At 70.0% G+C, this 24,612-nt stretch carries 21 protein-coding genes; 8 read left to right on the top strand and 13 right to left on the bottom strand.

Annotated features, from left to right (window positions below):
* Positions 1 to 15: 15 nt before the first annotated feature.
* Together DFR74_RS14485 and DFR74_RS14480 are read right to left on the bottom strand one after the other, a co-directional pair.
* Positions 16 to 1,629, bottom strand: a complete 1,614-nt coding sequence (locus DFR74_RS14485) for an FAD-binding oxidoreductase (protein ID WP_067502940.1) — start codon at positions 1,627 to 1,629, stop codon at positions 16 to 18.
* A gap of 114 nt (positions 1,630 to 1,743) precedes the next feature.
* Complete coding sequence (locus DFR74_RS14480) at positions 1,744 to 3,372, bottom strand: peptide ABC transporter substrate-binding protein (protein ID WP_198161660.1); 1,629 nt, start codon at positions 3,370 to 3,372, stop codon at positions 1,744 to 1,746.
* Positions 3,373 to 3,761: 389 nt separating this feature from the next.
* On the opposite strand from DFR74_RS14480, the gene lon reads away from it, so the two are divergent.
* A complete protein-coding gene (lon, locus tag DFR74_RS14475) occupies positions 3,762 to 6,128 on the top strand; it encodes an endopeptidase La (RefSeq protein WP_067503351.1) in 2,367 nt (788 codons plus the stop codon).
* Between the two features lie 116 nt (positions 6,129 to 6,244).
* Here the strand turns inward: lon and DFR74_RS14470 are convergent, their stop codons facing one another.
* From DFR74_RS14470 to DFR74_RS14455, 4 genes are all read right to left on the bottom strand, one after another.
* Positions 6,245 to 7,027 carry an alpha/beta fold hydrolase gene (locus tag DFR74_RS14470; RefSeq protein WP_198161661.1) on the bottom strand — a complete coding sequence of 261 codons (783 nt, stop codon included), beginning with the start codon at positions 7,025 to 7,027 and terminating at the stop codon, positions 6,245 to 6,247.
* 54 nt (positions 7,028 to 7,081) lie between these two features.
* Positions 7,082 to 7,513: a PaaI family thioesterase gene (locus DFR74_RS14465; RefSeq protein ID WP_067502943.1), complete on the bottom strand. Its 432-nt coding sequence runs from the start codon at positions 7,511 to 7,513 to the stop codon at positions 7,082 to 7,084.
* The gene (locus DFR74_RS14460; protein WP_067502946.1) at positions 7,510 to 8,070 is read right to left on the bottom strand and encodes a TetR/AcrR family transcriptional regulator; all 561 of its coding nucleotides are present in this window, start codon (positions 8,068 to 8,070) and stop codon (positions 7,510 to 7,512) included. The genes DFR74_RS14465 and DFR74_RS14460 overlap by 4 nt, the downstream gene beginning before the upstream one ends.
* A 247-nt stretch (positions 8,071 to 8,317) precedes the next feature.
* Positions 8,318 to 8,989: a DUF1707 SHOCT-like domain-containing protein gene (locus tag DFR74_RS14455; protein ID WP_084537281.1), complete on the bottom strand. Its 672-nt coding sequence runs from the start codon at positions 8,987 to 8,989 to the stop codon at positions 8,318 to 8,320.
* Positions 8,990 to 9,249: 260 nt separating this feature from the next.
* On the opposite strand from DFR74_RS14455, the gene DFR74_RS14450 reads away from it, so the two are divergent.
* Positions 9,250 to 11,130: an ABC transporter ATP-binding protein gene (locus tag DFR74_RS14450; protein ID WP_067502948.1), complete on the top strand. Its 1,881-nt coding sequence runs from the start codon at positions 9,250 to 9,252 to the stop codon at positions 11,128 to 11,130.
* A gap of 13 nt (positions 11,131 to 11,143) precedes the next feature.
* On the opposite strand, the gene DFR74_RS14445 is transcribed toward DFR74_RS14450, so the two are convergent.
* Both DFR74_RS14445 and DFR74_RS14440 read right to left on the bottom strand, forming a co-directional pair.
* The gene (locus DFR74_RS14445) at positions 11,144 to 12,139 is read right to left on the bottom strand and encodes an oxidoreductase (RefSeq protein WP_067503361.1); all 996 of its coding nucleotides are present in this window, start codon (positions 12,137 to 12,139) and stop codon (positions 11,144 to 11,146) included.
* A gap of 224 nt (positions 12,140 to 12,363) precedes the next feature.
* Positions 12,364 to 13,431 carry a DNA polymerase IV gene (locus DFR74_RS14440; protein WP_067502951.1) on the bottom strand — a complete coding sequence of 356 codons (1,068 nt, stop codon included), beginning with the start codon at positions 13,429 to 13,431 and terminating at the stop codon, positions 12,364 to 12,366.
* Positions 13,432 to 13,607: 176 nt separating this feature from the next.
* Between DFR74_RS14440 and DFR74_RS14435 the strand changes: the two genes are divergently transcribed.
* Complete coding sequence (locus DFR74_RS14435) at positions 13,608 to 16,463, top strand: FAD-binding and (Fe-S)-binding domain-containing protein (RefSeq protein WP_067503364.1); 2,856 nt, start codon at positions 13,608 to 13,610, stop codon at positions 16,461 to 16,463.
* A 322-nt stretch (positions 16,464 to 16,785) separates the two neighbouring features.
* On the opposite strand, the gene DFR74_RS14430 is transcribed toward DFR74_RS14435, so the two are convergent.
* Complete coding sequence (locus tag DFR74_RS14430; protein WP_113975108.1) at positions 16,786 to 17,544, bottom strand: maleylpyruvate isomerase family mycothiol-dependent enzyme; 759 nt, start codon at positions 17,542 to 17,544, stop codon at positions 16,786 to 16,788.
* 123 nt (positions 17,545 to 17,667) lie between these two features.
* Between DFR74_RS14430 and DFR74_RS14425 the strand changes: the two genes are divergently transcribed.
* Both DFR74_RS14425 and DFR74_RS14420 read left to right on the top strand, forming a co-directional pair.
* Positions 17,668 to 18,321: a TetR/AcrR family transcriptional regulator gene (locus DFR74_RS14425; protein WP_067502958.1), complete on the top strand. Its 654-nt coding sequence runs from the start codon at positions 17,668 to 17,670 to the stop codon at positions 18,319 to 18,321.
* Positions 18,322 to 18,343: 22 nt separating this feature from the next.
* Positions 18,344 to 19,276: a DNA-3-methyladenine glycosylase family protein gene (locus tag DFR74_RS14420; protein ID WP_067502963.1), complete on the top strand. Its 933-nt coding sequence runs from the start codon at positions 18,344 to 18,346 to the stop codon at positions 19,274 to 19,276.
* 170 nt (positions 19,277 to 19,446) lie between these two features.
* On the opposite strand, the gene DFR74_RS14415 is transcribed toward DFR74_RS14420, so the two are convergent.
* Positions 19,447 to 19,653 (bottom strand): hypothetical protein, encoded by a 207-nt coding sequence (locus tag DFR74_RS14415; protein WP_067502966.1) that lies wholly within the window; start codon positions 19,651 to 19,653, stop codon positions 19,447 to 19,449.
* A complete protein-coding gene (locus DFR74_RS14410) occupies positions 19,653 to 19,931 on the bottom strand; it encodes a hypothetical protein (protein ID WP_324192166.1) in 279 nt (92 codons plus the stop codon). The genes DFR74_RS14415 and DFR74_RS14410 overlap by 1 nt, the downstream gene beginning before the upstream one ends.
* 421 nt (positions 19,932 to 20,352) lie before the next feature.
* On the opposite strand from DFR74_RS14410, the gene DFR74_RS14405 reads away from it, so the two are divergent.
* The 3 genes from DFR74_RS14405 to DFR74_RS14395 all read left to right on the top strand — a co-directional run bounded on the left by DFR74_RS14405 (position 20,353) and on the right by DFR74_RS14395 (position 21,835).
* Positions 20,353 to 21,240 carry a helix-turn-helix domain-containing protein gene (locus tag DFR74_RS14405; protein WP_067502972.1) on the top strand — a complete coding sequence of 296 codons (888 nt, stop codon included), beginning with the start codon at positions 20,353 to 20,355 and terminating at the stop codon, positions 21,238 to 21,240.
* Positions 21,241 to 21,289: 49 nt separating this feature from the next.
* Entirely contained in the window at positions 21,290 to 21,511 is a 222-nt protein-coding gene (locus tag DFR74_RS14400; RefSeq protein WP_067502975.1) for a DUF397 domain-containing protein, read from the top strand.
* 126 nt (positions 21,512 to 21,637) lie between these two features.
* A complete protein-coding gene (locus DFR74_RS14395; RefSeq protein WP_067502978.1) occupies positions 21,638 to 21,835 on the top strand; it encodes a hypothetical protein in 198 nt (65 codons plus the stop codon).
* 59 nt (positions 21,836 to 21,894) lie between these two features.
* Here DFR74_RS14395 and DFR74_RS14390 read toward each other — a convergent pair whose 3' ends face one another.
* Entirely contained in the window at positions 21,895 to 22,641 is a 747-nt protein-coding gene (locus DFR74_RS14390; RefSeq protein ID WP_067502982.1) for a succinate dehydrogenase/fumarate reductase iron-sulfur subunit, read from the bottom strand.
* A gap of 2 nt (positions 22,642 to 22,643) precedes the next feature.
* On the bottom strand, positions 22,644 to 24,584 hold the full coding sequence (locus DFR74_RS14385) for a fumarate reductase/succinate dehydrogenase flavoprotein subunit (protein WP_067502986.1): 1,941 nt from the start codon (positions 24,582 to 24,584) through the stop codon (positions 22,644 to 22,646).
* Positions 24,585 to 24,612: the final 28 nt, after the last annotated feature.

Genomic DNA, 24,612 nt, shown 5'->3' with positions numbered 1-24,612 from the left:
GGTCGCGGGGGTGGTTCAGGCGGGGCCCACCGGGTCGACGAGGACGCCGGGATTCAGGATCCCCGCCGGATCCAGCGTCGCCTTGGCCGCGCGCAGGGCCGCGGCGAACGGGTCCGGCCGCTGGCGGTCGTACCAGGGCCGATGGTCGCGGCCGACGGCGTGGTGATGGGTGATGGTCCCGCCGGAGGCGGCGAGCGCCTCGGAGACGGCGGCTTTGATCTCGTCCCACTGCTCGACCGTGCGTCCCCAGGTGCCCGCGGCATAGATGCCGAAGTACGGGGCCGGGCCGTCGGGGTAGACGTGGGTGAAGCGGCAGGTCACCACGCCGGTCACGCCGGTCGCGCGGAAGGCGTCGTTCGCCGCGGCGAGCACGGCGGCGCGCAGCGCGTCGAATCTGTCCCAGGTGCAGGCGGTTTCGAAGGTCTCCACGATCATCGACCGCGCGGCGAGCGCGTCGCGCTGGTAGGGCATCCGCAGGAACGACGAGCGCCAGGTGTCGGCCGCGCCCGCCCGCGCGCTCGACTCGGCGGAGTCGGTGACGCGCACGCCGTCGGGCATCGTGCCGCCGTGCTCGCGGCAGATCTCCACCGCGCGGCGCATGGACGCCTCCACCGGGTGGTCGGCCGATTCGAAACCGAGCACCAGGACGCCGCCGGAGGTGGCGGTGCCCGCGTTGAGGAACGCCTCGGCCGGATCGAGCAGGCGGCAGTTGGCCGGGAACAGCCCGGACTGCGCGATCGCGCGGGTGGCGGCGACGGCCTTGTCGTAGTCGTCGAACACCACCGACGCCCCCGCGCGCCACCGCGGCCGTTCCTGGACGCGCATCCACGCCTCGGTGATGACGCCGAGGATGCCTTCCGAGCCCAGGAACATCCGGTCCGGGGAGGGGCCCGCGCCCGATCCCGGGAGCCGCTGCGATTCGCCCGTGCCCAGCGGCGTCACCACGCGCAGGGATTCCAGCAGGTCATCGATGTGGGTGTAGACGGTGGCGAAGTGCCCGCCCGCCCGCGTCGCCAGCCAGCCGCCGAGCGTGGAGAACTCGAAACTCTGCGGGAAGTGGCGCAGCGTCAGCCCGTCCGGGCGCAGCGCGGCCTCGATGTCGGGGCCCAGCATGCCCGCCTGGATGCGGGCCGCACGGCTGGTCCGGTCCACCTCCAGCACCCGGTTCATCCGGCCCATGTCCAGCGCGACGCTGCCCGCGTACGCATCGGCCTCGCGCAGTTCCACCCCGCCGACCACCGACGTGCCGCCGCCGAACGGCACCACCGCCACCCGGGCGCGGGTACACCAGTCGAGCACGTCCACCACGTCTTGGTCGTTCTCCGGACGGATCACCAGGTCCGGCACGTTCGTCACCTGCCCCAGCAGGCACCGCACCACATCGCGGAACGCCTGTCCGTGCGCGTGCGCCACCCGATCGGTGAGATCCCCGGATGCCAACCGCGCCAACGACTCCGGCGCGCGCGCCCGGCCCTCTCCCACGCCGAGCGCTGTCACGTCCGGCGGCTCGTGCGGTGCGAGATCCGCGCCCGGCAGCATCGCCCCGACCCGCCGGGTCAACTCCTCCCGCTCGCTCCCGGTGACCGCCCCTTCCACGGTCCCCCAACCCCACCACGACCTCGTCGTCATGCCACGTCCTCTCCACCGGATGCGAATTGACTAGAGGGTAAATTACCTCAAATTCAACTGGCAAGGGTGCGCACGGCCCCCGACGGCGTCCGCCGGGGGCCGTGGCGCGCCCGCTCAGGATGCCAGCGTCACCGTTTCCAGGTCGAGGTCACGGAACGGCGTCACCACCACGTCACGCAATCGGTCCGACCAGCCTGTCTGCACGCCGGGCACCACCAGCGGAATCGCGGGCATATCGCGCAGGATCAGCCGCTCGGCCTCCTGGTACAGCGGCCACGCCTGCTCGTCGGTGACCGCGGAATCGGCGCGGGCCAGCAGCTCGTCCACGGCAGGGTTGCTGTAGGCCCCGGTGTTGGACGACCCGCCGGTGCGGTAGAGCGGATTGAGGAAGTTCTCGATCGACGGATAGTCGGCCACCCAGCCGGTGCGGTAGAGCGTGGTCATCTGCTGCCCGTTGATCTGCCTGCGGAACTCGCTCAGCGTCGGTACCGGCAGGAACCGGCACTCGCGATCCAGCGCGGCGGTGATCGAATCGCACACCGCGGTCAGCCATTTCTCGTTGGCCGAGTCGATATTCGACATGATGTCGATCGGGCCCTGGAATCCGGTGCTGTCGAACAACTCTCGCGCTTCTCGGGGACGGTGCGCGCACAGGTCGCCGCATTGGCCGGTGGTGCCGCCGCGCACGCTGGCCGGCGCGAGTCCGTCGGCGGGCAGTCGATCACCGGTGAACACCGCGTCGATCACACCCTGCCGGTCGATCGCCATCGAAATCGCCTGGCGTACCCGAGGATCGGCGAAGCGCGGATCGTAGAGCGGGAAGGTCAGCGATTGCAGGCCGGTGCCCTCCCTGGTGAAGTGACGCCCCGCCAGGTCCCGCTTGTAGCGCCCGCCCACCAGCGCGTCACCGGGCAGGACCTCCAGGAAGTCGAGCCGGTTGGCCACCACGTCGGCGTAGGCGGCCTCCAGCGTCGCGTTGAATCGGAACTCGGCGCGCTCGATCGAGGGGCGCGCCGCGCCGGGATACCCGTCGTGCCGGGCCACGACGATGCTGGAACCCTTTGTGTGGGAGACGAACTCGAACGGACCGTTGCCCACCGGACGCGCCAGGTAGCCCGCGCGGTCGTCGAAGAACTTCGCGGGCAGCGGCGCGTAGGCGAGGTGGCCCAGGCGGGTCGCGAAGCTCGGCAGCGGTGCGGCCAGGGTGACGACGAATCGGTGGTCGTCGAGGAGGCGCAGCCCGCGCAGTTCCCGCGCGCTCGGCTCGATCGCCGGGTCGAGCGGGTGCACGGCGTCGAATCCGTCGATGACGGAGAGGAATCCGGCGCCCAGCTGTTCGTTCGGGCGGTACGCGGTGTGATTCCACGCGTCCACGAAACTGCGCGCGGTGACCGGGGTGCCGTCGTGGAATGTCCAGTCGGGCCGCAGCGTGATGGTGAAGATCCGCGAGTCCGTCGTCTCGATGGACTCGGCCACGGCGTTGCGCGGCGCCGCCGTCTTCGGGTCGTAGTCCACCAGACCCTTGAACAGCGTGCGCAGGATCTTGGAGCCGCCCGCGTCGGTGGTGTTCCCCGGGACGAGCGCGTTCTCGGGCTCGGTGGTGTTGAGGGTGAGGGTGTCCGCCGCCGTCGGTGTCATGGCCGTGGGTGCGGTGGTCTCGCTGCCGCATCCGCCCACCGTGGCGACCAGGGCGGTCGCGATACAGAGGGAGGCGACACTGAGCGCGAGTCGAGATGTTCGCATCGGTACTGCCTTTCGTGCGTGACGCAAGGCACGCTCCGGCAGTGGCCCGGCGCGGCCCACACCCAGTGCAGCAGCGCCGGACGATGACCGACATGGGTCGTCCGGCAGGACAATCAAACCCGGTCAACCGTCCAGGGTCGCGGGTACCCGTGGCGGACCCGAGCACCATTGATCACCACCGCCCCGGAGAACCGACCGTCAATTCCCCGGCACAGGGCTGTCGCGCGGGCCCGGACTTCGCTCTGAGTGAACTCGACTACATCGCCGGAACAAACCTCCGGGGCTCGGGGTTGAGTAGGCATCGCTCAACTTTTGGAAGGGTCGAAGACGTGACTACACCTCAGAATCTGCCGGTGCTGTTCCTGACCGATCCGATCGTGCTGCCGGGCATGGTCGTGCCCATCGAACTGGACGAATCGGCGCAGGCGGCCATCGACGCCGCGCGGGCCGGCAAGACCGAGGCCGTGCTGCTCGCTCCGCGACTGACCGAGGGGTACGCCTCCTATGGTGTGGTCGCGAGCATCGAGCAGGTCGGCCGCATGCGCGGCGGCGGGGCGGCCGCGGTGCTCAAGGCCGAGCGCCGCGCCAAGATCGGCCACGGCGTCACCGGGCCGGGCGCCGCGCTGTGGGTCGAGGCCGAACCGGTCGAGATTCCCGCCCCTGATGGCCGCACCAAAGAGCTTGCCGCCGAATACAAGAAGCTCGTCGTCTCGGTGTTGCAGCGCCGCGAGGCGTGGCAGATCATCGACGCGGTCAATCAGCTCACCGACCCGTCCGCCATCGCCGACACCGCCGGTTACGCGCCGTACCTGACCCCCGATCAGAAGCGCGAACTGCTCGACACTCCCGACGTCGCCAAGCGGCTCACCACCCTCATCGAGTGGACCAAATCCCACATCGCCGAGGCCGAGGTCACCGAGAAGATCAGTGACGAGGTCCGGGAGAACATGGAGCGCGGCCAGCGGGAATTCCTGCTGCGCCAGCAGCTCAACGCCATCCGCAAGGAACTGGGCGAGGACGAGCCCGACGGCGCCGACGACTACCGCACCCGCGTCGAGCAGGCCGACCTGCCCGAATCGGTGCGCGAAGCCGCGTTGCGCGAGGTCGGCAGGCTGGAACGGGCCAGCGATCAGAGCCCGGAATCCGGCTGGATCCGCACCTGGCTCGACACCGTCCTGGAACTGCCGTGGACGGTGAAGACCACCGACTCCACCGATGTTCCGGGCGCCCGTGCGGTGCTGGACGCCGACCACCACGGCCTGGACGAGGTCAAGGATCGCATGGTCGAGTACCTGGCCGTGCGGGCCCGGCGCGCCCAGCGTGGCCTCGAGGTCGTGGGCGGCCGCGGGTCCGGCGCGGTGCTGGTGCTGGTGGGCCCGCCCGGTGTCGGCAAGACCTCGCTGGGCGAGTCCGTGGCACGGGCGTTGGGCCGCAAGTTCGTTCGCGTCGCCCTGGGCGGCGTGCGCGACGAGGCGGAGATCCGCGGGCACCGGCGCACCTACGTCGGCGCGCTGCCCGGCCGCATCGTGCGCGCCATGAAGGAGGCGGGGTCGATGAATCCCGTCGTCCTGCTGGACGAGATCGACAAGGTCGGCTCCGACTTCCGCGGCGATCCCGCGGCGGCCCTGCTCGAGGTGCTGGACCCGGCGCAGAACCACACGTTCCGCGACCACTACCTGGACCTGGATCTGGACCTGTCCGACGTGCTGTTCATCGCCACGGCCAACGTCATGGAGACCATCCCCGGCCCGCTGCTGGACCGCATGGAACTGATCACCGTGGACGGCTACACCGAGGCCGACAAGGTCGCCATCGCCCGCGACTTCCTGGTGCCCAGGCAGCTGGAGCGCAACGCGCTGACCGCCGACGAGGTGACCATCACCGAGGAGGCGCTGCGCGAGATCGCGGCCAATTACACCAGGGAGGCCGGCGTCCGACAGATGGAGCGCCTGATCGCGAAGGCGTTGCGCAAGGCGGCGACTCGGCTCTCCGAGGGTGAGAATGCCTCGGGCGCGGCGACACTCGGCTACGACCCGGAACTCGGCTACGACGACGTCCTCGAAAAGTCCGTGGCCGCAAGCCCTTCGGATACCCTGACCATCGGTCTGGGCGATCTGAAGGACTACCTGGGCCGCCCCCGCTTCACCCCGGATTCGGTGGAACGCACCGCGGTTCCCGGTGTGGCGACCGGACTGGCCGTGACGGGCGCGGGTGGCGACGTCCTCTACATCGAGGCCAACGCCGCCGAGGGCGAGCGCGGACTCACCCTCACCGGTCAGCTGGGCGATGTCATGAAGGAGTCGGCGCAGATCGCCCTCACCTACGTGCGCTCGCACCTGGAGGAGATCGGGATCGAGCCGAAGGTGCTCGACCGCGACATCCACATCCATTTCCCGGCGGGCGCGGTGCCCAAGGACGGCCCCTCGGCCGGCGTCACCATGGTCACCGCCCTGGTGTCGCTGGCACTGGGCCGCCAGGTGCGCGCGGATGTCGGCATGACCGGCGAGGTCACCCTCAACGGCCGGGTCCTGCCCATTGGCGGCGTCAAGCAGAAGCTGCTCGCCGCCCAGCGCGCCGGACTGAAGACCGTCTTCATCCCGGCCCGCAACGAGCCCGACCTGGACGAGGTCCCGGCCGAGGTCCTCGAGGCCCTGGACGTGCGACCCGTCGCCGACGTCGCGGACATCCTGGCCTACGCCATCGAACCGGTCGCCGAACCGGCGCTGGACTCGCGGCCGTTCGCGGCTACGGCCTGATCAGGACGGGAGCCGGGCACGGAATGTGCCCGGCTCTCGGCGTTGTCGGGAAAAGGTGAACCCGCCCCCGGAGGGAGCGGGTGGTGTGTGGCCCATCGCGCCAGAAGCCGACAGAGTCAGGACAGGAATTCGCGCACCGCGGGCGCGACGTGCTCAGCGGGCGCGCCGTGGTCCTGCCCGTCGAGCACCCGCAGCCGGGCGTCCGGCAGCAGCGCCGCCAATCGCCTCGCCGCGCTCGCGAAGAACTCGGGACTCGCCCCGCCCAGCAGGACCAGAGTGGGGGTGGTGATGGTGCGCACCAGGTCGTCCGGAAGCGCGCCACCGGAGTCGAAGTCGTCCATCACCAGGTGGTCGTGCAGCATCGTCGGCGCGACGGCGAGCATGCCGGGATCGTGCGCGGCGCCCTCGACCATCTCCGGCGGCATACCCGCCTCGGCGAGAAAGAGTTTCACCGCGTCGCCGCGCCGGTCGTCGGCAAGCGCGGCGCGCACCTGTTCGGCGAGCGCGCGGGCCTCGGCCCTGCCGCGTTCGTCGTTCTCGCTGTAGGGCGGTTCGTGCAGCACGGCGCGCGTGATCGGCAACCCGGCCGCCAGCGCGCGCACCACCAGTCCCGCGCCCGACGAGTGCCCGTAGACCGCGGCCGAGCCGCCCGCCGCCTCGATCAACGCCGCCAGATCCTCCACTTCGCGCCGGACCTCGTAGGGCGCAGTGTTCCCGCTCTCGCCGCGCCCGCGCCGGTCATAGTTGATCACCGTGTACCGCCCGGCCAGCGCCTCCGCCAAGCCCGCGGTCGTCGGACGCGCGCAGAATATGCCGCTCACCAGCACCAACGGCGGCCCCGAGCCCACGCGGTCGAACGCGATACGGGTGCCGTCGGCCGAACTCACGAACTCCGTCACTTCGACTCCTTCCTTCCCTGATGTGGACGGTGCGGGGCGGCGGAATTCATCGGTTCAGGTGTCGGCGAGCGCGCGCTCCACGGCGCGGGTGGTGCCCTGCGCGACGGCGCACAGCACCGGGTCCTCCCCGGCCCGCTCGGCGTAGATCTCGCAGCTCACGACCGCTTGGCGGCGGGTGGCGCCGGTGACGGTCGCGGTGGCGCGCAGGCGGTCGCCCGCGGCGGGGCGCAGGTAGGTGATGCTGAATCCGCCGGTCAGCACGTTCGCGCCGAGCACCGTGCCCGCGGCGAAGGTGAGCGCGTTGTCGGCGGCGTAGGCGAGCACCCCGCCGTGCACGAAGCCGAATTGCTGTGCCAGTTCGGGGCGGATCGGGATCACCAAAGTGGCGGTGCCACCGCCGAATTCGGCGATCTCGGTGCCGACCAGTCCCGCGAAGGCCTGGGCCGCGAGGACCTTCCTGGCCAACTCGATGTCGATGGCGTTCATCGTCCCTCCGTCCCCAGCGTGAGCCACGCGGCGTCCGCCAGTTCGCTGCCGACCTCGATGGGCGCGGCGCGCACGGCGCCGTCCACCCACTGTCGCGAATACTCTTGCGCGGGACCGAGCCACAGTGCGTAGACCAGATCCAGGCTCAGATCGCGCACCGCCCCGTAGTTCGCGTGAGTCCGCCACCACCGCGAGATATCGGTCAGGAAGCGCCGATTGGTTTCGCTCTCGCGCACGCCGGGTGGGCGCGCGGACATGAGAACCTTTGCGCGGTACTGATTCTCGGTCACCCAGCGCAGATGCTCACGAACTCCGCCGGTAACCCCTTCGCGCGCATCGGAACTCGCGCTGACGGCGACCCAGAAGTGCTGCTGGTAGTCCTCCAGCGCGTGCGCCCACACCTGCCGGTACAGATCCGCCTTGTCGGGGAAGTGGTGATAGAGCGCCCCCACGCTGGCCCCGGCCGCCTCGCGGATCTGCGCGAGCGTGGTCTCCAGCGCGCCCACCTCGGCGAACTGGCGTTCGGCCGCGAGCAGCAACCGATCCCGAATCTTCACAACCAGAATTAAATTCTGTTTCGAGGGCGGGCGCAACCCCCGTTCCCGGCGCGAACGAGCCGAGCGATCCGCTCCTGGGCGTCGATCGAGCGCGGACCGGGCGCGCGCCTACCCGATTCCGGGCGGGAGCAGCTGGTCGGGCGAACGCGCGTACCACCGCCATAGTGAGGGCACTCGGCCCTGACGAGAGATGCTCACGGCTACGGAATCGCACGCGATGGGGATGCGGCGTCACCCCCTCCGGAACTCACATCGGTCGTCCGCGCACCCAGGACCAGAACCCGCGCCGCGGCGAGCGCGCCTTGACCGTACCCGATCCCACGCGCCCGTCCACCCTGATCCGCGGCGTCCCCGCGACCGGCAGTCCGCGCACCTTGCTCCGCGCCGAGCCGCTGCCCACCCGCACCGCGTCCAGATCCACCTGCCACCCGTTGGGCACGATCAGCACCAGGTTCCCCGACCCGACGTCCGCGTGCACCCGCACCTCCCGATGCGGACACCACGCGCTGGTGAAGTCGATCTTGATCGTGCCCGACCGGCATTCCGCCGTGATCTCGGTCGGCACCGTCCACGGCCCGCGCTTGTCGAGACTGCCGCTCTTGGTGCGCAGTTCGATCGGTTCGGCCGCCCCGATATCGGGCAGGTCGGCGGTCACGGTGGCCAGCTCGGCGCGGGTCTTCGCCGCGTACACCGCGATCAACCTGCGGTCGAGCTCCATGAGATCCAGCCGCCCCTCCTCCAGCGCGATATGCAACCGCCGCGCCGCCACCTCCCGCTCCGCATCCCCCGCCCGCACATCGGGCAGCGAGTCCGGAAGCGGCGCAGGCAGGTTCGCCGGCGCGTCGGCGCCGACGTGCGAGTCCGGAAGATCCCCCGCCCGCCCTCCGGATATCCGCTTCGACGCATCACCGCCGCTCATCCGCGAGCCCTCCTCGGCTCCGTGTGCTCGAGCCGCAACCACCGCCGCACAGGTTCGCCCTCTCCGTCATAACCCCCACCTTGCCCGCTCCAACCACGGACGCGCACGTCTTCGCGAGGAGAGCCGCCGTGCTCGCGCCGATCCCGGCCCCTTTTCGCTGGCAGGTGAATCTCTCTCGGAAGATCGTTGACCCTAACCATCGTTGAGGTTTTAGTGTCGGCGGTGCGGCGTTTAATCAGCCGCGGCGAGAGGAAACGGTTGTGAGTATCGAGTCGGTGGCGTGGAGCCAGATGTATCGGCGCATGAACGCGCCGGAGGAGAAGCGGGCCTTCCGGATGGCGACGGCGCGGCGCATCGCGCGGTTCGCGGCACCGCATCGCGCGCGGATCGGGGTGTTCCTCGCGTTCAGTGTGGTGTCGGCGCTGCTGGCGGTCGCGACGCCGGTGCTGGCGGGGCGGATCGTGGACGGGATCGTCGGCGGGGCCGCCGCGCGCGTGGTGGTGCTGCTGGCGTCGGCGATCGCGGTGCTGGCCGTGCTGGACGCGGCGTTCGGCCTGGTGATCCGGTGGTTGTCGGCGCGGATCGGCGAGGGTCTGATCCTGGACCTGCGGCGCGCGGTGTTCGACCACGTGCAGCGGATGCCGGTCGCGTTCTTCACCAGGACCCGCACCGGCGCGCTGGTGAGCCGGCTGAACAATGACGTGATCGGCGCGCAGCGGGCGTTCAGCGACACGCTGTCGGGCGTGGTGGCGAACCTGGTGACCTTGCTGCTCACCCTCGCCGTGATGATGAGCATCTCCTGGCAGATCACCCTGCTCGCGCTGGTCCTGCTGCCGGTGTTCGTGATCCCGGCGCGGCGCATGGGCAACCGCCTCACCGACCTGCAACGCGAGGCCGCGCGCCTCAACGCCGCCATGAGCACCCAGATGACCGAGCGGTTCTCCGCGCCCGGCGCGACCCTGGTGAAGCTGTTCGGCAGGCCCGAGCAGGAGTCCGACGAGTTCGCGCTGCGCGCCCGCCGTGTCCGCGACATCGGGGTGCGCACCGCCATGCTGCAGACGGTGTTCGTCACTTCACTCACGCTGGTGTCGGCGCTGGCCGTGGCGCTGGTGTACGGGCTGGGCGGCTGGTACGCGCTGCGCGGGCTGCTGGACGCGGGCGCGGTGGTCGCGCTCTCGCTGCTGCTGGCCAGGTTGTACGCGCCGCTGACCGCGCTGGCCAACGCGCGCATGGAGATCATGGCGGCATTGGTGAGCTTCGAGCGGGTGTTCGAGGTGCTGGATCTGACGCCGTTGATCGAGGACGCGCCCGACGCGAAGCCGGTGCCGGAGGGCCCGGTCTCGGTCGAGCTGGACGGCGTGACGTTCGGGTACCCGTCGGCCGACAAGGTGTCGCTGGCCTCGCTCGAGGAGGTGGCGACGCTGGACACGCGCGGCGGTGTGGACGTGCTGCACGATGTGTCGCTGCGCGCCGAGCCCGGTCAGCTGGTCGCACTCGTCGGCTCCTCCGGCGCGGGCAAATCGACCATCGCGCAACTGGTTTCGCGCCTGTACGACGTGGACTCCGGCGCGGTGCGATTGAACGGCACCGATGTACGCGAGGTGAGCGCGCGAGCGCTGCGCGAGACGGTGGGCCTGGTCACCCAGGACGGGCACCTGTTCCACGACACCATCCGCGCGAATCTGCTGCTGGCCCGACCCGAGGCGCACGAGGACGAACTGTGGGACGCGCTGCGCCGCGCCCGGCTGCACGAGCTGATCTCCTCACTGCCCGACGGGCTGGACACCGTGGTCGGCGAACGCGGCTACCGCCTCTCCGGCGGTGAACGCCAGCGCCTCACCATCGCCCGCCTGCTGCTCAAGCAACCGCGCGTCGTCATCCTCGACGAGGCGACGGCGTCCCTGGACTCCACCTCGGAAGCCGCTGTGCAGGAAGCCCTTTCCGAAGCGCTCGAAGGACGGACGGCCCTGGTGATCGCCCACCGCCTGTCCACGATCCGCGCCGCCGATCAGATCCTGGTCCTGGAGCAGGGACGCGTCGTCGAACGCGGCACCCACACCGAATTGCTCGCGGCGGGTGGACGTTACGCCGAGCTGTACCGCACGCAGTTCGCCGAGGAACCGGTGCGGATCGCGGCGTAGGGGGCGCGCCGGTTCAGAACTCCCCCGCGACGCCGAGAACCGTACGCCCCGAATGGGTTCCGTTCTTGATGGAGTGCAGCACCTTCTCCACGTCGGTGATCGGTGCGAAGTTCTCCAGGGTGGTGAGGTGGCGGGGGCGGAAGTCGCCGGCGAGGCGGGCCCAGGTGTCGCGGCGCTTCTCGATCGGATGGTTGACCGAGTCGATGCCGAGCAGGCAGACGCCGCGCAGGATGAACGGCATCACGGTGGTGGGCAGGTCGTGGCCGCCGGTGAGGCCACTCGCGGCGACCGCGCCGCCGTAGCCGATGGAGCTCAGGATGTAGGCGAGGGATTTGCCGCCGACGCTGTCGACCGCGCCCGCCCAGCGCGCCTTGGACAGCGGGCGCGGTTTGGCGTCGGGATCCTCGGGGAGGCGGCCGATGATCTCGTTGGCGCCGATCTCGGAGAGCAGGTCGGCCGAGTCGGTCTTGCCGGTGGAGGCGATCACCTCGAAACCCAGACCGGACAGGATGTCGACGGCGACGCTGCCGACACCGCCGGTCGCGCCGGTCACCAGGATGGCGCCGTCGTCGGGGGTGAGGCCGTGGTCGAGCAGGGCGCGCACGCTCAGCGCGGCGGTGAAACCGGCCGTGCCGAGGGCGGCGGCGTCGCGGGTGCTGAGCCCCTCGAGCTTGACGACCCACTCCGCGGGCACGCGCGCGTACTCGGCGAACCCGCCGTTCTGGGAGACGCCGATCTCGTAGCCGTGCGCCACCACCTGGTCGCCCGGGGCGAACTCGTCGGTGTCGGAGGCGACCACCTCACCGGTGATATCGATGCCCGGCACGATCGGGTATTTGCGCACCACACCGCCACCGGGCGTGATCGCCAGGCCGTCCTTGTAGTTCGCACTGGAGTAGTGCACCTTGATCGTCACCGCGCCCGGTGCGAGGAACTCCTCGTTCACCTCCTGCCGGGTGAGCACGACCCCGCCGTCCGACTCGTGTGCGACCATCGCCCAGAACTCCATGCGCTCGAGCATACGAGCCCGAACGCCCGCGCGGGAGGAAGTGCACAGTCACGCCTGACTCCACCTGGGGCACCGAGTGAGCGATTCGGCGCTTGTCGGGGGACGAAGCGATACTGGGATTGCCGCGTTCCTGGGGTGCGGAAGTGAAGCCGGGCCTCCTGATGGAATCAGGCACCCGGCTTTCGCATTGTCTCGGGGCCGATCGATGAGCGCGGGCGAGCCGCTCACTCCTGGGGGGCGAGTTCGAGGCGGACGCCGAGCAGGCGGGTGGGGCGGGTGAGGTCGAAGCGATCGATGATGTCGAGGGCGGCGGCGGTGATGGTGGGGATGTCGGCGGTGGGGTGGGGGAGTTTGGACTGTTTGCTGCGGGTGTAGAAGGTGTTGGTGCGGACGGTGACGGAGACGCGCAGGGTGATGCGGCCGGCCTCGGCCATCTCTTCGGCGACTTCGGTGGCGATGCGGGCGACCTGGGCGCGGATCTCGTCGGGATCGGTGAGGTCGTGGGGAAATGTTTCGGATTTGCTGCGGCCCAAGGGGATTCGGGGTTCGGTGGTGACCTCGGTGTCGCCCTTGCCGTGGGCGAGGACCCAGAGGTAGGGGCCTGTTGTGGGGCCGAAGGCGGAGGCGAGCCTTTGGCGATCAGAGGCCATGAGGTCGGCGATGGTGTGGATGTCCAGTTCGGCGAGCCGCGCGGCTATGCGATTGCCGACGCCCCAGAGGGCGTTCGTGGGCAGGTCGGCCATTACGTCGCGCCAGTTCGCGGCGGTCAAGCGGAACATTCCGTCGGCGGCACCCGCCCCCGGCGCGTCGGACGATTTACCCGCCGATTTCGCGAAACCTGTCGCGAGCTTCGCGGTGAGTTTGTTGTCGCCGATGCCGATCGAGCAGGTCAGGTCCAATTCGGCTATGGCGGCGCGGATTTCGCGGGCGAGGGCTTCCGGGTCGTCGGTGTCGGCGGCGAGGAATGCTTCGTCCCAACCCCACACCTCGACCTGTCCGGGGAAGCTGCGCAGGACGTCCATGACCTCGTCGGAAGCGTCCTCGTAGGCCGCCATGTCGAGCGGAAGGAAAATACCGTCGGGACACTTCCGCAGCGCGGTGCGCAATGCGATGCCGGCACGCACGCCGTATGCCCGCGCCGGATAGGACGCGCAGGTCACCACTTTGCGGGGCTCATTCGGATCGCCGTTTCCGCCGACGATGACCGGCTTGCCGCGCAGCTCGGGGTGACGGCGGAATTCCACCGCCGCCTGGAACTGGTCGAGATCGACGTGCAGCAGCCACCTGGGCACACCTCCGTCTTACCGCACGGGGGTGTCGTGACCAGGTATATCCGCGGAATGGTGCGCTCGAGCACCGGAAATGGTGCGCGAACGAGACCGGTTCAGCTGGTTGTTTCCGGGTCGGGGTATGTCATCCGCGCCCATCCGACAACCGCGCCTAGGCTGGCCACGTGGTCCAGGAGCGGATGGTGGCGGCGCTGCGTGGGCGGATCGATGGGGAGGTCGATGCGTCGGTGCGGCGGCGGGCGGAGTACTCCTCGGACGCGTCGAATTATCGGGTGGTGCCGGACGCGGTGGTGTTTCCGCGGGGGGACGAGGACGTGGCGCGGGCGTTGGCGTTCGCGCGGGAGAACGGGCTGGCGGTGACGGCGCGGGGTGCGGGCACGTCGGTCGCGGGCAATGCGATCGGCACCGGGTTGGTGCTGGATTTCAGTCGGCATATGAACCGGGTGCTGTCGGTGGATCCGGAGGGGCGGTCGGCCCGGGTGCAGCCCGGTGTGGTGCTGTCGGAATTGCAGCGGCTGGCGCGCCCGCACGGGCTGCGGTTCGGGCCGGACCCGTCCACGCAGAACCGCTGCACGCTGGGCGGGATGATCGGCAATAACGCGTGCGGGCCGCACGCCGTGGCGTGGGGGCGCACCTCGGATACGGTCCGCACCCTGCGCGTTCTCGACGGAACGGGCACCGAGCGCACGCTCGCGAACGACCTCGGCGTCCTGCCGGGCCTGCCCGAGTTCACCCGCGCCCACCTCGCCGTGCTGCGCACCGACCTCGGTCGCTTCGACCGGCAGGCCTCCGGCTACGGGCTGGAACATCTACTGCCCGAACGGCATTCGTCGGTCGCGAAATCGTTCGTCGGCACGGAGGGCACCTGCGGGCTGTTGCTCGAGGCCGAGGTAGAGCTGGTCGAGCTGCCGCGCGCCACGATCCTCACGGTGCTCGGCTACCCCGATATCGCCACGGCCGCCGACGATGTCGCCGCCGTGCTGGCGTGCGCGCCGATCGCCGTCGAGGGCATCGATGCCCGCCTGGTCGAGGTGGTCCGCGCCCATCGCGGCACCGTCCCCGAGCTGCCGCGCGGTGGCGGCTGGCTCTTCGTCGAGACGGCGGGCGCGAGCCGGGAGGAAGCGATCGCGGCCGCCGAATCCCTCTGCCGCACAGCGCATGCGCTGGATTCCCGGATAGTCGCCGCCCCCGCCGAAGCCGCCGCGCTCTGGCGAATTCGCGCCGACGGGGCGGGACTGGCCGGCCGCACGACGGCGGGCGAACCGGCTTGGCCCGGATGGGAAGACGCGGCCGTCCCGCCGGAGCGCCTCGGCTCCTACCTGCGCGACTTCGCCGACCTCACCCGCGCGCACGACGTGGACGGCCTGCTCTACGGCCACATCGGTGACGGCTGCATCCACGTGCGCCTCGACCTGCCGATCACCGACGCGCCGAAGCGCTTTCGCGCCTTCCTCTTCGACGCCGCCGAACTGGTTGTGCGCCATGGTGGTTCGCTCTCCGGTGAACACGGTGACGGGCGGGCGCGCTCGGAACTGCTGCCCGTCATGTACTCGAAGGCCGTACTCGACGTATTCGCCGGGTACAAAGCGCTTTTCGACCCCGAGAACGTGCTCAACCCCGGCGTGCTGGTCGACCCACGTCCCGTAGACGACGACCTGCGCGTCGCAGGTCTTGCCCCGATCCCCAAGGCGGGCTTCGCCTTTCCACACGACAACGGCGATATCGCCACCGCGGTCCACCGGTGCGTGGGTGTGGGCAAATGCCGCGCCGACGATTCCGCGGCGGGCGGATTCATGTGCCCGTCCTACTTGGCGACCGCCGACGAGAAGGACAGCACCCGCGGCCGCGCCCGAGTCCTGCAAGAGGTGGTGCGGGGCGCGCTGCCCTGGTCCGACCCGGCCGTCGCCGAATCCCTCGACCTGTGCCTATCCTGCAAGGCCTGCGGCTCGGACTGCCCGGCCGGCGTCGACATGGCCACCTACAAATCCGAAGCCCTCTACCGCCGCTACCGGGGCCGGCCCCGCCCCGCCGACCACTACGCCCTCGGCTGGCTCCCCCGCTGGCTCGCCCTGGCGGGCCGCGCCCCACGTGTCGCCAACGCCCTCTCCCGCGCCGGAGCGCTCCGGCGAATCGGCATGCGCGCCAGTGGAATCGACCCGCGCCGCGAGATTCCCGAATTCGCCCCGACCCCATTCCGGCGCTCGGCACGCGCTCGGCAACTCCTCGCGCCATCGGACCCGCCCGAAGTCGGTGATGCCGACGAAACCGGCAGCGAGCCACGGTGCGTACCCGGCCCGGCCCGCGATGTCTCGCGGGATCGGGCAGCCGGCACCGCGCGCGAGGTGATGCTGTGGGTCGACACGTTCACCGACGCGTTCGATCCCGATATCGCGCACGCCGCCGTCGACCTGCTGGAATCGCTCGGCTACCGGGTGCGGATCCCGGGTAAGCGGGTGTGCTGCGGGTTGACCTGGATCAGCACCGGCCAGCTGGACGGCGCGCGCAAGCGGCTCCGCTCCACCCTCGACGCCCTCGACGACCATGTCCGCCGGGGCGGGCTGGTGGTGGGACTGGAACCCTCGTGCACCGCCGCCCTGCGCGGCGACCTGCCCGAACTCCTCCCCGACGACCGCCGCGCCGCGCCGACCGCGGCGGCGGTGCGCACGCTGGCCGAGTTCCTGGCCGACCGGCCGGACTGGCAGCCGCCGCGCCGCTCCGGGCGCACGGCGGTCGTGCAGCCGCATTGCCACCAGCACGCCGTCCTCGGCTTCGACGCCGATCGCGCGCTACTGGCGACAATGGGCGTCGAGGTGACCGAGGTCGCGGGGTGCTGCGGCCTCGCGGGGAATTTCGGAATGCAGAAAGGCCACTACGACATTTCCGTAGCGGTGGCGGAGAACGGTTTGTTACCGGCGTTGCGCGCCGCTCCCGACGACGCGGTGGTCGTGGCCGACGGTTTCTCGTGCCGCACGCAGGCCGCGCAGCTGGCGGATCGCCGCGCTCAACACCTGGTGCGACTTCTGTTGCCGGACTGAACTTTTCGTGCTCGCCGCGGGGCGGACCGCGGCGGGCGCGAAAACGTCAGCTGCCGAACGGCAACCGGCCCGGCGGGATGTGGTAGCCGGAGCTGCCCGCGAAAATGCTGCCCCACACATCGAGCAACCAGTTGAGCGCATTGGTGATCATGAATTCCTCCGTCGACCCGACCCGGCAACATCTGTCACTCGATCCCGATAATCGCCACCCGCCACGGTTTCGTTACGAAAAGGTCTCGGCGGCGGCACTCGAGCCCGGCATGCGCGCGAGTCGGCGGCGACGAACCGCCGCGTCACCCTGGGGCGCACCACTGCGCGACTGTCACGCGGCGTGGAAGAGCCGGGCGAACCTCGGCGCGAGCCACGGCTTGCGGCCCGTCGCCAGCACACGCCCGGTCAGCGCCGGCACCAGCGGCGAGAGCCGTCCGTACGCCAGCAGCAGCCAGGTGATCGGCTCGGCGTTGAAACGCACGTCGGGACGGGTGGGTCCGGGCGGGTCCACGACGAGCCGGCCGTCGTCGAATCGATAGACGTATTCCGTACCCAGGCCACGCAGCCGGATCGCGTAGGTGGCGGTGTGCCCGGCCGCCCGGGCCGGGTCGAGCCAGCCGGGCAGCACCTGATGAAGCCCGTCCATGATGAGAGGTACGAAGGCTGGGTCGATCGGCCAGGGCCTGCGCAGGGTGCGGGCTATGTCGTATCCGTGGACGGTGAACTCGCCGAGCAGAGTGCCCAGCGCCCGGTCCGGTCGGATCCGCTGATCGCCGTCGAAGTTCATCAGCGGCACGGCGCCGCCGAAACCGCGTACGGTGCGGCCGAGTTCGTCGGTATCCGCGCGGAGCTTGGCCGCCAGCGCGGCGGGATCGCGGGTCGGTAGGGTGCGGATCTGCTCGGCGTTGAACGCGGGCAGGTCGGTCACCCGTCGAGGCCAGGTGCCTCCGCCGAGAGCCAGCTGGTTGTAGCGCGATGGCTCCATCGCCACGTGGCCGAGCACATCGGAGACCGACCACCCCGGGGTAGCCGTGACTTCGCGATCGAGGTCGGATGCGTCGGCGGTCAACTCGGCGAATCGCGCGGCCATGATCGACAGCGCATCGATCCGGGCGTCTGTCGAATCCCGCGTTCGTCCGGACGTCTGCATTCTCGTCTCCCATCAAGTGACTTATACAATGTCTAAGACGTTGTATAACGATATGCTGCCGAGATGGACGCGTCTACCGAAGCCAGGGATTCGCACCGGGAACGGCTGTTGAGCGCGGCACGCGCACTGCTGCGGGAGCGGGACTACGGAACGATCACCGCCAGGGACCTGGTGAGCGCGTCCCGAACCAATCTCGGCTCGATCGGATATCACTTCGGGTCCAAGGAGGCGCTGCTCAACGCCGCGATCGGGCTCGCGCTGGAGGAGTGGAGCGAAGCGGCGATCGACGCGGGTCGCGACACCGCCGACGACGGGCCGACGGCCCTGATCAACGCCGTGCGGCGGATTCTCGACAACCAGGACGGTGTGCGGCCCTTCTACCAGGCCTTCATTGCGGCGCTGGCGCGTAGCGCGCACTCGCCGGAGCTCGAGCGGCAGCTGGCCGAGCACTACAACCGCCAACGTGATCGCGTCGCCGAGTCGGTCCGAGACCTGCTGCCCGCGCAGACCCCGGTCGACTCCGTACGCGGAATCTCCTCACTGGTGATCGCGTTGGTCGACGGGTTGATGGTCCAGTCCTACGTCGCCAGGGGCGACGCGCCCGCGGGCGCCGAGATCCCCGATCTTGTGATGACGGTGCTCGCGAGTGCGGCCGATTTCGGGCGCCCCGCGCAGCGAATGCCGCCCGCGGAGCCCGGCCGCCGGGATCGCGGCTAGCCGAGGCGAGCACAATGGACCGGTGCGCGAACCTTCAGCTACAGACGCCTCGTCCCGGACGGTGACGTCGGCGCGCCCCATCGATCTCGCGCACACCCTCTCGCCCCTGCGCCGCGGCGTCGGCGATCCCTGCCACCGCGTGACCCCCGACGGCGCGCACTGGCGCGCGTCCCGGATGTCGAGCGGGCCCGTCACCTACCGGCTCGCCCAGGGTGACCCGCGCACGGTGCACGCCCGCGCGTGGGGTCCGGGCGCCGAGGAGTTCCTGGACCGCCTCGACCACATGCTGTGCCTGGACGAGGACGTGGACGATTTCGCCCCCGCCCATCCGAAGGTCCGCGAGGCGCACCGCCGCTTCCCCGGCCTGCGCATGCTGCGCACCGGGTTGGTGTTCGAGGCGCTGGTCCCCGCCGTGCTGGAGCAGCGTGTGCACACCGTCTCCGCCACCGCGTCGTGGCGAAAGCTGGTGCGGCGCTTCGGCGAACCCGCACCCGGCCCGGCGCCGGACGGCTTGACGCTGCCGCCCGACGCGGAGACCTGGCGGCGCATCCCGTCGTGGGTCTACCACCGGGCCAACGTCGATCCGCAACGGTCACGCACCATCGTGCGCGCGGCCCGGGTCGCCGACGCGCTGGAACGCACGGCCGGTGTGGACCCCGCCGAGGCTTCGCGCCGCCTCCAGTCGATGCTCGGTATCGGCGTGTGGACGGCCGCCGAGATCGCCCAGCGCGCGTACGGCGACGCCGACGCCCTCTCGGTGGGCGACTACCACCTCGCCGCCACGGTCGGCTGGACCCTGCTGGGCGAGCCGATGGACGACGACGCGATGGTCGAGTACCTGGAACCCCTTCGCCCACACCGCTATCGGGCCATCCGCCTGCTCGAGATAAGCGGCCTCGCGCACCGCCCCAAGTTCGGCCCCCGCACCCCGCTGGTCGATCACACCTGGCACTGACCGCGCGGCGCCTCCTCCACTGTCGGCAGCGCGACACGGTCGCTGAGCGCAACGCCCACCTCGCTGTCGGCAGCGGCGCAGTTGCCGGGTATGGAGGGGCGGCGACTCGGTCGCCCGCGCCTCGCCCACCTCACGGTCAGCAGATATCGGTCGTCGCGCGCGGCGCTGCCTCAAATGCGCTGGGCCCGCTGGTCGAGCACGCACTTGCCGGATTCCACCAGCGTGGTGCGGGCCCGACGGCGCACCAGACACCGGTCCACCGTGCAGTCGATGTGCAATTGCATTGCGGCGTGGGCTTGTTCGTCGGTCATCACCCCCGGATCGGATCCGCAGACCAGCAGCCCCGCGACGTGCATGTGCAGATTGGTGAGTTGCATCAGGCCACCCCGACCCGCTCGCGCAGGCGGGGCCGGCCGGGCGCGGGGACCTCGTCCCACGGCGCCTGGTGCACCGCCATCCCGACGGCCTCGAGTGCGGTGAGGCCCACTTCGTCGGCCAGCTCCGCGACGGTGTCCAGCAAACTCGGCACCACTTCGGCAACCCGCAGCGCCGCCACCGCTTGAGCGCAGGTGAGTGTGCGGCCGGGTAGGTAGGAGACCACCCACCCGTTCTGCCCGACGCTGCGCGCGCGGTGCGGGGTCAGATCGCTGGTCATCAACGACGACCCTATGACGTGTACAGCCATGACTCCTCGTTCCTGCGTGCGAATCCCGGGTGCGGCGCTCGGGTGGTTCCGCAGTCGAGCGAGCGCCGACGTGAACACTGGGTGCCCGGGGCCTCTCGGCCGGGGAGGGGTCCGGTCCGATACGCCCCGGGCAGACTCCCAGCACACCATCCGCAACCCCCGCGTGACGGGACCTTTTCCGATATCCGGAAGATTTCGCGCGATTTCCCAGCAATACATCCACGACGGAGCGCGAGATTCTCCATACTGGATGACGGCAGTGGTGGCCGAAGTCGGGGTCGCCGAGCCCATTGCCCTTACTACCCAAGCGAAGTCGTGGGGAAACCGAGCTGGAGGGTATGCCCGCGTGATCGTCTCGGGTGGGAGTCCGAGAACAGAACGGAGCGTAGGCGTGTCAGCTAATTCAGCGTCCTCCACCCTCCCGCGCCGCCAGTTGGGCCGGTACCTGCGGGACTGGCGCACCCAGGCCGGTCTCACCATCGCCGAGGCGGCCCGCCTGATGGAATGGGGCGCCACCACCCTGCAACGGCTGGAGAAGGGCCAGGCCGACCGCATCCGCACCGTCGACGTCCGGGCGCTGTGCCGCCTCTACGGCATTCCCGACGAGCTGCGCGATGCGCTCGTCGGCCTGGCGCAGCAGGTCGCGACGCAGGGCTGGTGGCACGCGCACGGCAATCCGATCCCCGAATCCTTCGACGTGTACACGGGTTTGGAGGCCGCGGCCCGCGAGGTGCACCTCTACCACGGCGAGATCGTGCCGAGCCTGTTGCAGACCCCCGACTACACGCGCGCCCTGCTGCGACTACGCCACCCCGGTGACACCGACGACGCGGTCGAGCAGCGGGTGCAGGCGCGGGTGCAGCGGCAGGCGCTGATCCTGCGCAAGGTCCAGCCCGCCACTCTCGACGCGGTGCTGCACGAATCGGCGTTGCGCCACTTGGTGATCGGGCCCAAGGCGATGGCCGCCCAGCTGCGCCAACTGGCCGACTGGAGCACCAGACCCACTGTGGCGCTGCGCGTTCTGCCGCACTCGGCGGGTGTCCCGCTGGGCCATCCGCCGGGGTCCTACACCATGCTCGACTTCGGCACCGACGGCCGCGGACGACAGCTGGACCCGCCCATCGTGTACGTGCCCGCGCTGACCGGCGACCTGTACCTGGAGAGCGCCGACGACATCCACCGCTACCACCTGGCACACGAGAGATTGCGGGCCGCCGCCCTGGAACCCCAGCAGAGCAGGCTGCTGCTGCGGCAGCTGGCCAAAGAGTGCGCCGCCTGACCCCCGCCGGTGTGGCCGGGGCCCGATTCACGAGAAAGGATATCGAGGCATGAGCATCAACGAGGGCGTGGACGTCGATCTGGCGGGCGCGCAGTGGCGCCGGGCGCCCGACGCGGGCGAGGGCGCGGTCGAGGTGGCCCTGCTGGCCGAGGGACACGTCGCGCTGCGCAACGCCGCCGATCCGGAGGGCACGGTGCTCGTGTTCACCCCCGGCGAGTGGACCGCTTTCACCGCCGGCGTCGACGACGGCGAATTCGACCGGCCTCGGTGACCGGCCCGCGGGTCCGGTGTGACGCATCGGACCCGCGTCGAATCGCGCCGGGGAAGATCACGAAACGACGCACATTCGACAACGGAATCGTGTTTACGATTCCCGGCGCCGGGTAGCCCACTTCTTGTGGACCGAGGGTTGAAGAACGCCCCACCCCGGTACAGGAAGTTGCGCCCCGGCGATTGGGTCGAATGGCTGATCGTCGGTTTGCTCTTCGCGGTGTCCTCGGTGGGGGTATTCGTATTGACCGGCTCATTGCTGTCGGCGCTGTTCGTCGGCGTGCTGGTGTGGCTGGTCGCCGTGGGCGTCGTCGCGATGCTGTGATCGGCGTCTCGCCGGCCGGGTGATACCCGACCGGCGGACGATTCGCGCCCGGCGCGGATTCAGCGCCGGAACAGTTTGTTTCCGAGCCAGACCAGCGGATCGTATTTCCGATCCGCCACCCGTTCCTTCAGCGGGATCAGGGCATTGTCGGTGATCTTGATGTGCTCCGGGCACACCTCGGTGCAGCATTTGGTGATATTGCAGAATCCCAGGCCCTGTTCGTCCTGGGCCAGCTCCCGCCGGTCGGCGGTGTCGAGCGGGTGCATCTCCAGTTCCGCGATCCGCATCAGGAAGCGCGGCCCGGCGAAGGCTTCCTTGTTCTCCTCGTGGTCGCGCACCACGTGACAGGTGTTCTGACACAGGAAGCACTCGATGCACTTGCGGAACTCCTGCGAGCGCTCCACGTCCACCTGCCGCATCCGGTAGTCACCGGGCTTGAGGTCGGCGGGCGGGGTGAACGACGGGATCTGCCTGGCCTTCTCGTAGTTGAACGAGACGTCGGTCACCAGGTCCCGGATCACCGGGAAGGTGCGCATCGGCGTCACGGTCACCACTTCGTCGGGCCGGAACGTCGACATGCGGGTCATGCACAGCAGCCGCGGCCGTCCGTTCACCTCCGCCGAGCACGAGCCGCACTTGCCCGCCTTGCAGTTCCAGCGCACCGCCAGATCGGGCGCCTGGGTGGCCTGGAGGCGGTGGATGATGTCGAGCACCACCTCGCCCTCGTTCACCTCGACGGTGAAGTCCTCCAGCGCCCCACCGTCCTGATCGCCGCGCCACACGCGGAATTCGGCGTCGTAACCCATTGCTACGCCTCACCTTCCGTGGCCGATACCGAGCTCGCCGGATGGGCGGCGAGTTCGGCCGGCTTGTAGTACTTCTCGAGTTCGGAGATGTCGAACAGCGCCAGCAGGTCCTCGCGCATCGGTTTCTGCGGCGCCCGCGTGACGCGCACCCCCGGCACCGCCGCGCCCGCGTCGGCGGGGTCGGCCGAGCACACCAGCAGCGTGCCGCGCCACACCGGATCCATGGCCGGGTGGTCGTCGCGGGTGTGCCCGCCGCGGCTCTCGGTGCGCAGCAGCGCGGCCTGCGCCACGCATTCGCTGACCAGCAGCATGTTGCGCAGATCCAGCGCCAGGTGCCAGCCGGGGTTGAACTGCCGGTGCCCCTCCACCACCACGTGCGCGAAACGCGCCCGCAGCGCGTCGAGCCGCTCGATGGCCTGCTCGAGTTCGCGCTCCCGGCGGATGATGCCCACCAGGTCGTTCATCGCCTGCTGGAGATCGGTGTGCAGGGTGTAGGGGTTCTCGCCCGCGCCGTCGGCCGGCGGGTCGAACGGCGCGAGCGCCGCCCGCGCCGCCGCGGCCACGTCGGCGTCGGACACCCGGGGCCGCTCGCCGATGTGCAGCACGTAGGTCGAGGCGCCCAGCCCGGCACGGCGGCCGAAGACCAGCAGGTCCGAGAGCGAATTGCCGCCGAGCCGGTTGGAGCCGTGCATACCGCCGGAACACTCGCCCGCCGCGAACAAGCCGGGCACCACGGCCGCGCCCGTGTCGGGGTCGACCTCGATGCCGCCCATCACGTAGTGGCAGGTGGGACCCACCTCCATGGGCTCGGCGGTGATGTCGACGTCGGCGAGTTCCTTGAACTGGTGGTACATCGAGGGCAGCCGCCGCCGGATCTCCTCGGCGGGCAGGCGCGAGGCGATGTCGAGGTACACCCCGCCGTGCTCGGTGCCGCGCCCCTCCTTGACCTCGGCGTTGATGGCGCGCGCCACCTCGTCGCGGGGCAGCAGGTCGGGGGTGCGGCGGGCGGAGTCGTTGTCCTTCAGCCACTGATCGGCCTCGGCCTCGCTCTCGGCGTACTGGCCCTTGAACACCGAGGGGATGTAGTCGAACATGAACCGCTTGCCGTCGGTGTTCTTCAGCACGCCGCCGTCGCCGCGCACGCCCTCGGTGACCAGGATGCCCTTCACACTCGGCGGCCACACCATGCCGGTCGGATGGAATTGCAGGAACTCCATATTGATCAGCGTGGCGCCCGCGCGCAGGGCCAGCGCGTGTCCGTCGCCGGTGTACTCCCAGGAATTCGAGGTCACCTTGTAGGACTTGCCGATGCCGCCGGTCGCGAGCACCACCGCGGGTGTGTCGAACAGGATGAACTTGCCCGATTCGCGCCAGTAGCCGAACGCGCCCGCGATGCGGTCGCCGTCCTTGAGCAGTTCGGTGATGGTGCATTCGGCGAAAACCTTGATGCGCGACTCGTAATCGCCCGTCTCGGCGAAATCCTCCTGTTGCAGCGAGACGATCTTCTGCTGCATGGTGCGGATGATCTCGAGTCCGGTGCGGTCGCCCACGTGCGCCAGGCGCGGATAGGTGTGACCGCCGAAGTTGCGCTGGCTGATTCGGCCGTCGGGCGTCCGATCGAACAGTGCCCCATAGCTTTCCAGTTCCCAGACGCGTTCCGGTGCTTCCTGGGCGTGCAATTCGGCCATGCGCCAGTTGTTGAGGAATTTCCCCCCGCGCATGGTGTCCTTGAAATGTGTTTGCCAGCTGTCCTTTTCGTTGGCGTTGCCCATGGACGCGGCGCAACCGCCCTCGGCCATGACCGTATGTGCCTTGCCGAACAGCGATTTGCACACCACCGCGACCGAGAGTCCGTGTTCGCGCGCCTCGATGACCGCGCGGAGCCCGGCGCCCCCGGCACCGATGACGACGACGTCGTAGTTGTGCCGTTCCACTTCTGGCATGGTGAGCGAATACTCCTGAAGTCGAGGC

The organism is Nocardia puris (assembly GCF_003315035.1).
Classification (GTDB): domain Bacteria; phylum Actinomycetota; class Actinomycetes; order Mycobacteriales; family Mycobacteriaceae; genus Nocardia; species Nocardia puris.
The sequence above is the reverse complement of the archived record's forward strand: the minus strand, read 5'-3'. Positions and strand labels throughout refer to the sequence as shown.

Bases quoted from the DNA above. Each gene is read 5' to 3' on its own strand.
- DFR74_RS14400 (WP_067502975.1), top strand. From the start codon at position 21,290: ATGAGCATCAACGAGGGCGTGGACGTCGATCTGGCGGGCGCGCAGTGG.
- DFR74_RS14435 (WP_067503364.1), top strand. From the start codon at position 13,608: ATGGTGGCGGCGCTGCGTGGGCGGATCGATGGGGAGGTCGATGCGTCG.
- DFR74_RS14445 (WP_067503361.1), bottom strand. From the start codon at position 12,139: ATGGAGTTCTGGGCGATGGTCGCACACGAGTCGGACGGCGGGGTCGTG.
- DFR74_RS14410 (WP_324192166.1), bottom strand. From the start codon at position 19,931: ATGACCAGCGATCTGACCCCGCACCGCGCGCGCAGCGTCGGGCAGAAC.
- DFR74_RS14415 (WP_067502966.1), bottom strand. From the start codon at position 19,653: ATGCAACTCACCAATCTGCACATGCACGTCGCGGGGCTGCTGGTCTGC.
- DFR74_RS14390 (WP_067502982.1), bottom strand. From the start codon at position 22,641: ATGGGTTACGACGCCGAATTCCGCGTGTGGCGCGGCGATCAGGACGGT.
- lon (WP_067503351.1), top strand. From the start codon at position 3,762: ATGGTCGTGCCCATCGAACTGGACGAATCGGCGCAGGCGGCCATCGAC.
- DFR74_RS14465 (WP_067502943.1), bottom strand. From the start codon at position 7,513: ATGAACGCCATCGACATCGAGTTGGCCAGGAAGGTCCTCGCGGCCCAG.
- DFR74_RS14480 (WP_198161660.1), bottom strand. From the start codon at position 3,372: ATGCGAACATCTCGACTCGCGCTCAGTGTCGCCTCCCTCTGTATCGCG.
- DFR74_RS14455 (WP_084537281.1), bottom strand. From the start codon at position 8,989: ATGAGCGGCGGTGATGCGTCGAAGCGGATATCCGGAGGGCGGGCGGGG.
- DFR74_RS14425 (WP_067502958.1), top strand. From the start codon at position 17,668: ATGGACGCGTCTACCGAAGCCAGGGATTCGCACCGGGAACGGCTGTTG.
- DFR74_RS14485 (WP_067502940.1), bottom strand. From the start codon at position 1,629: ATGACGACGAGGTCGTGGTGGGGTTGGGGGACCGTGGAAGGGGCGGTC.
- DFR74_RS14430 (WP_113975108.1), bottom strand. From the start codon at position 17,544: ATGGCCGCGCGATTCGCCGAGTTGACCGCCGACGCATCCGACCTCGAT.
- DFR74_RS14385 (WP_067502986.1), bottom strand. From the start codon at position 24,584: ATGCCAGAAGTGGAACGGCACAACTACGACGTCGTCGTCATCGGTGCC.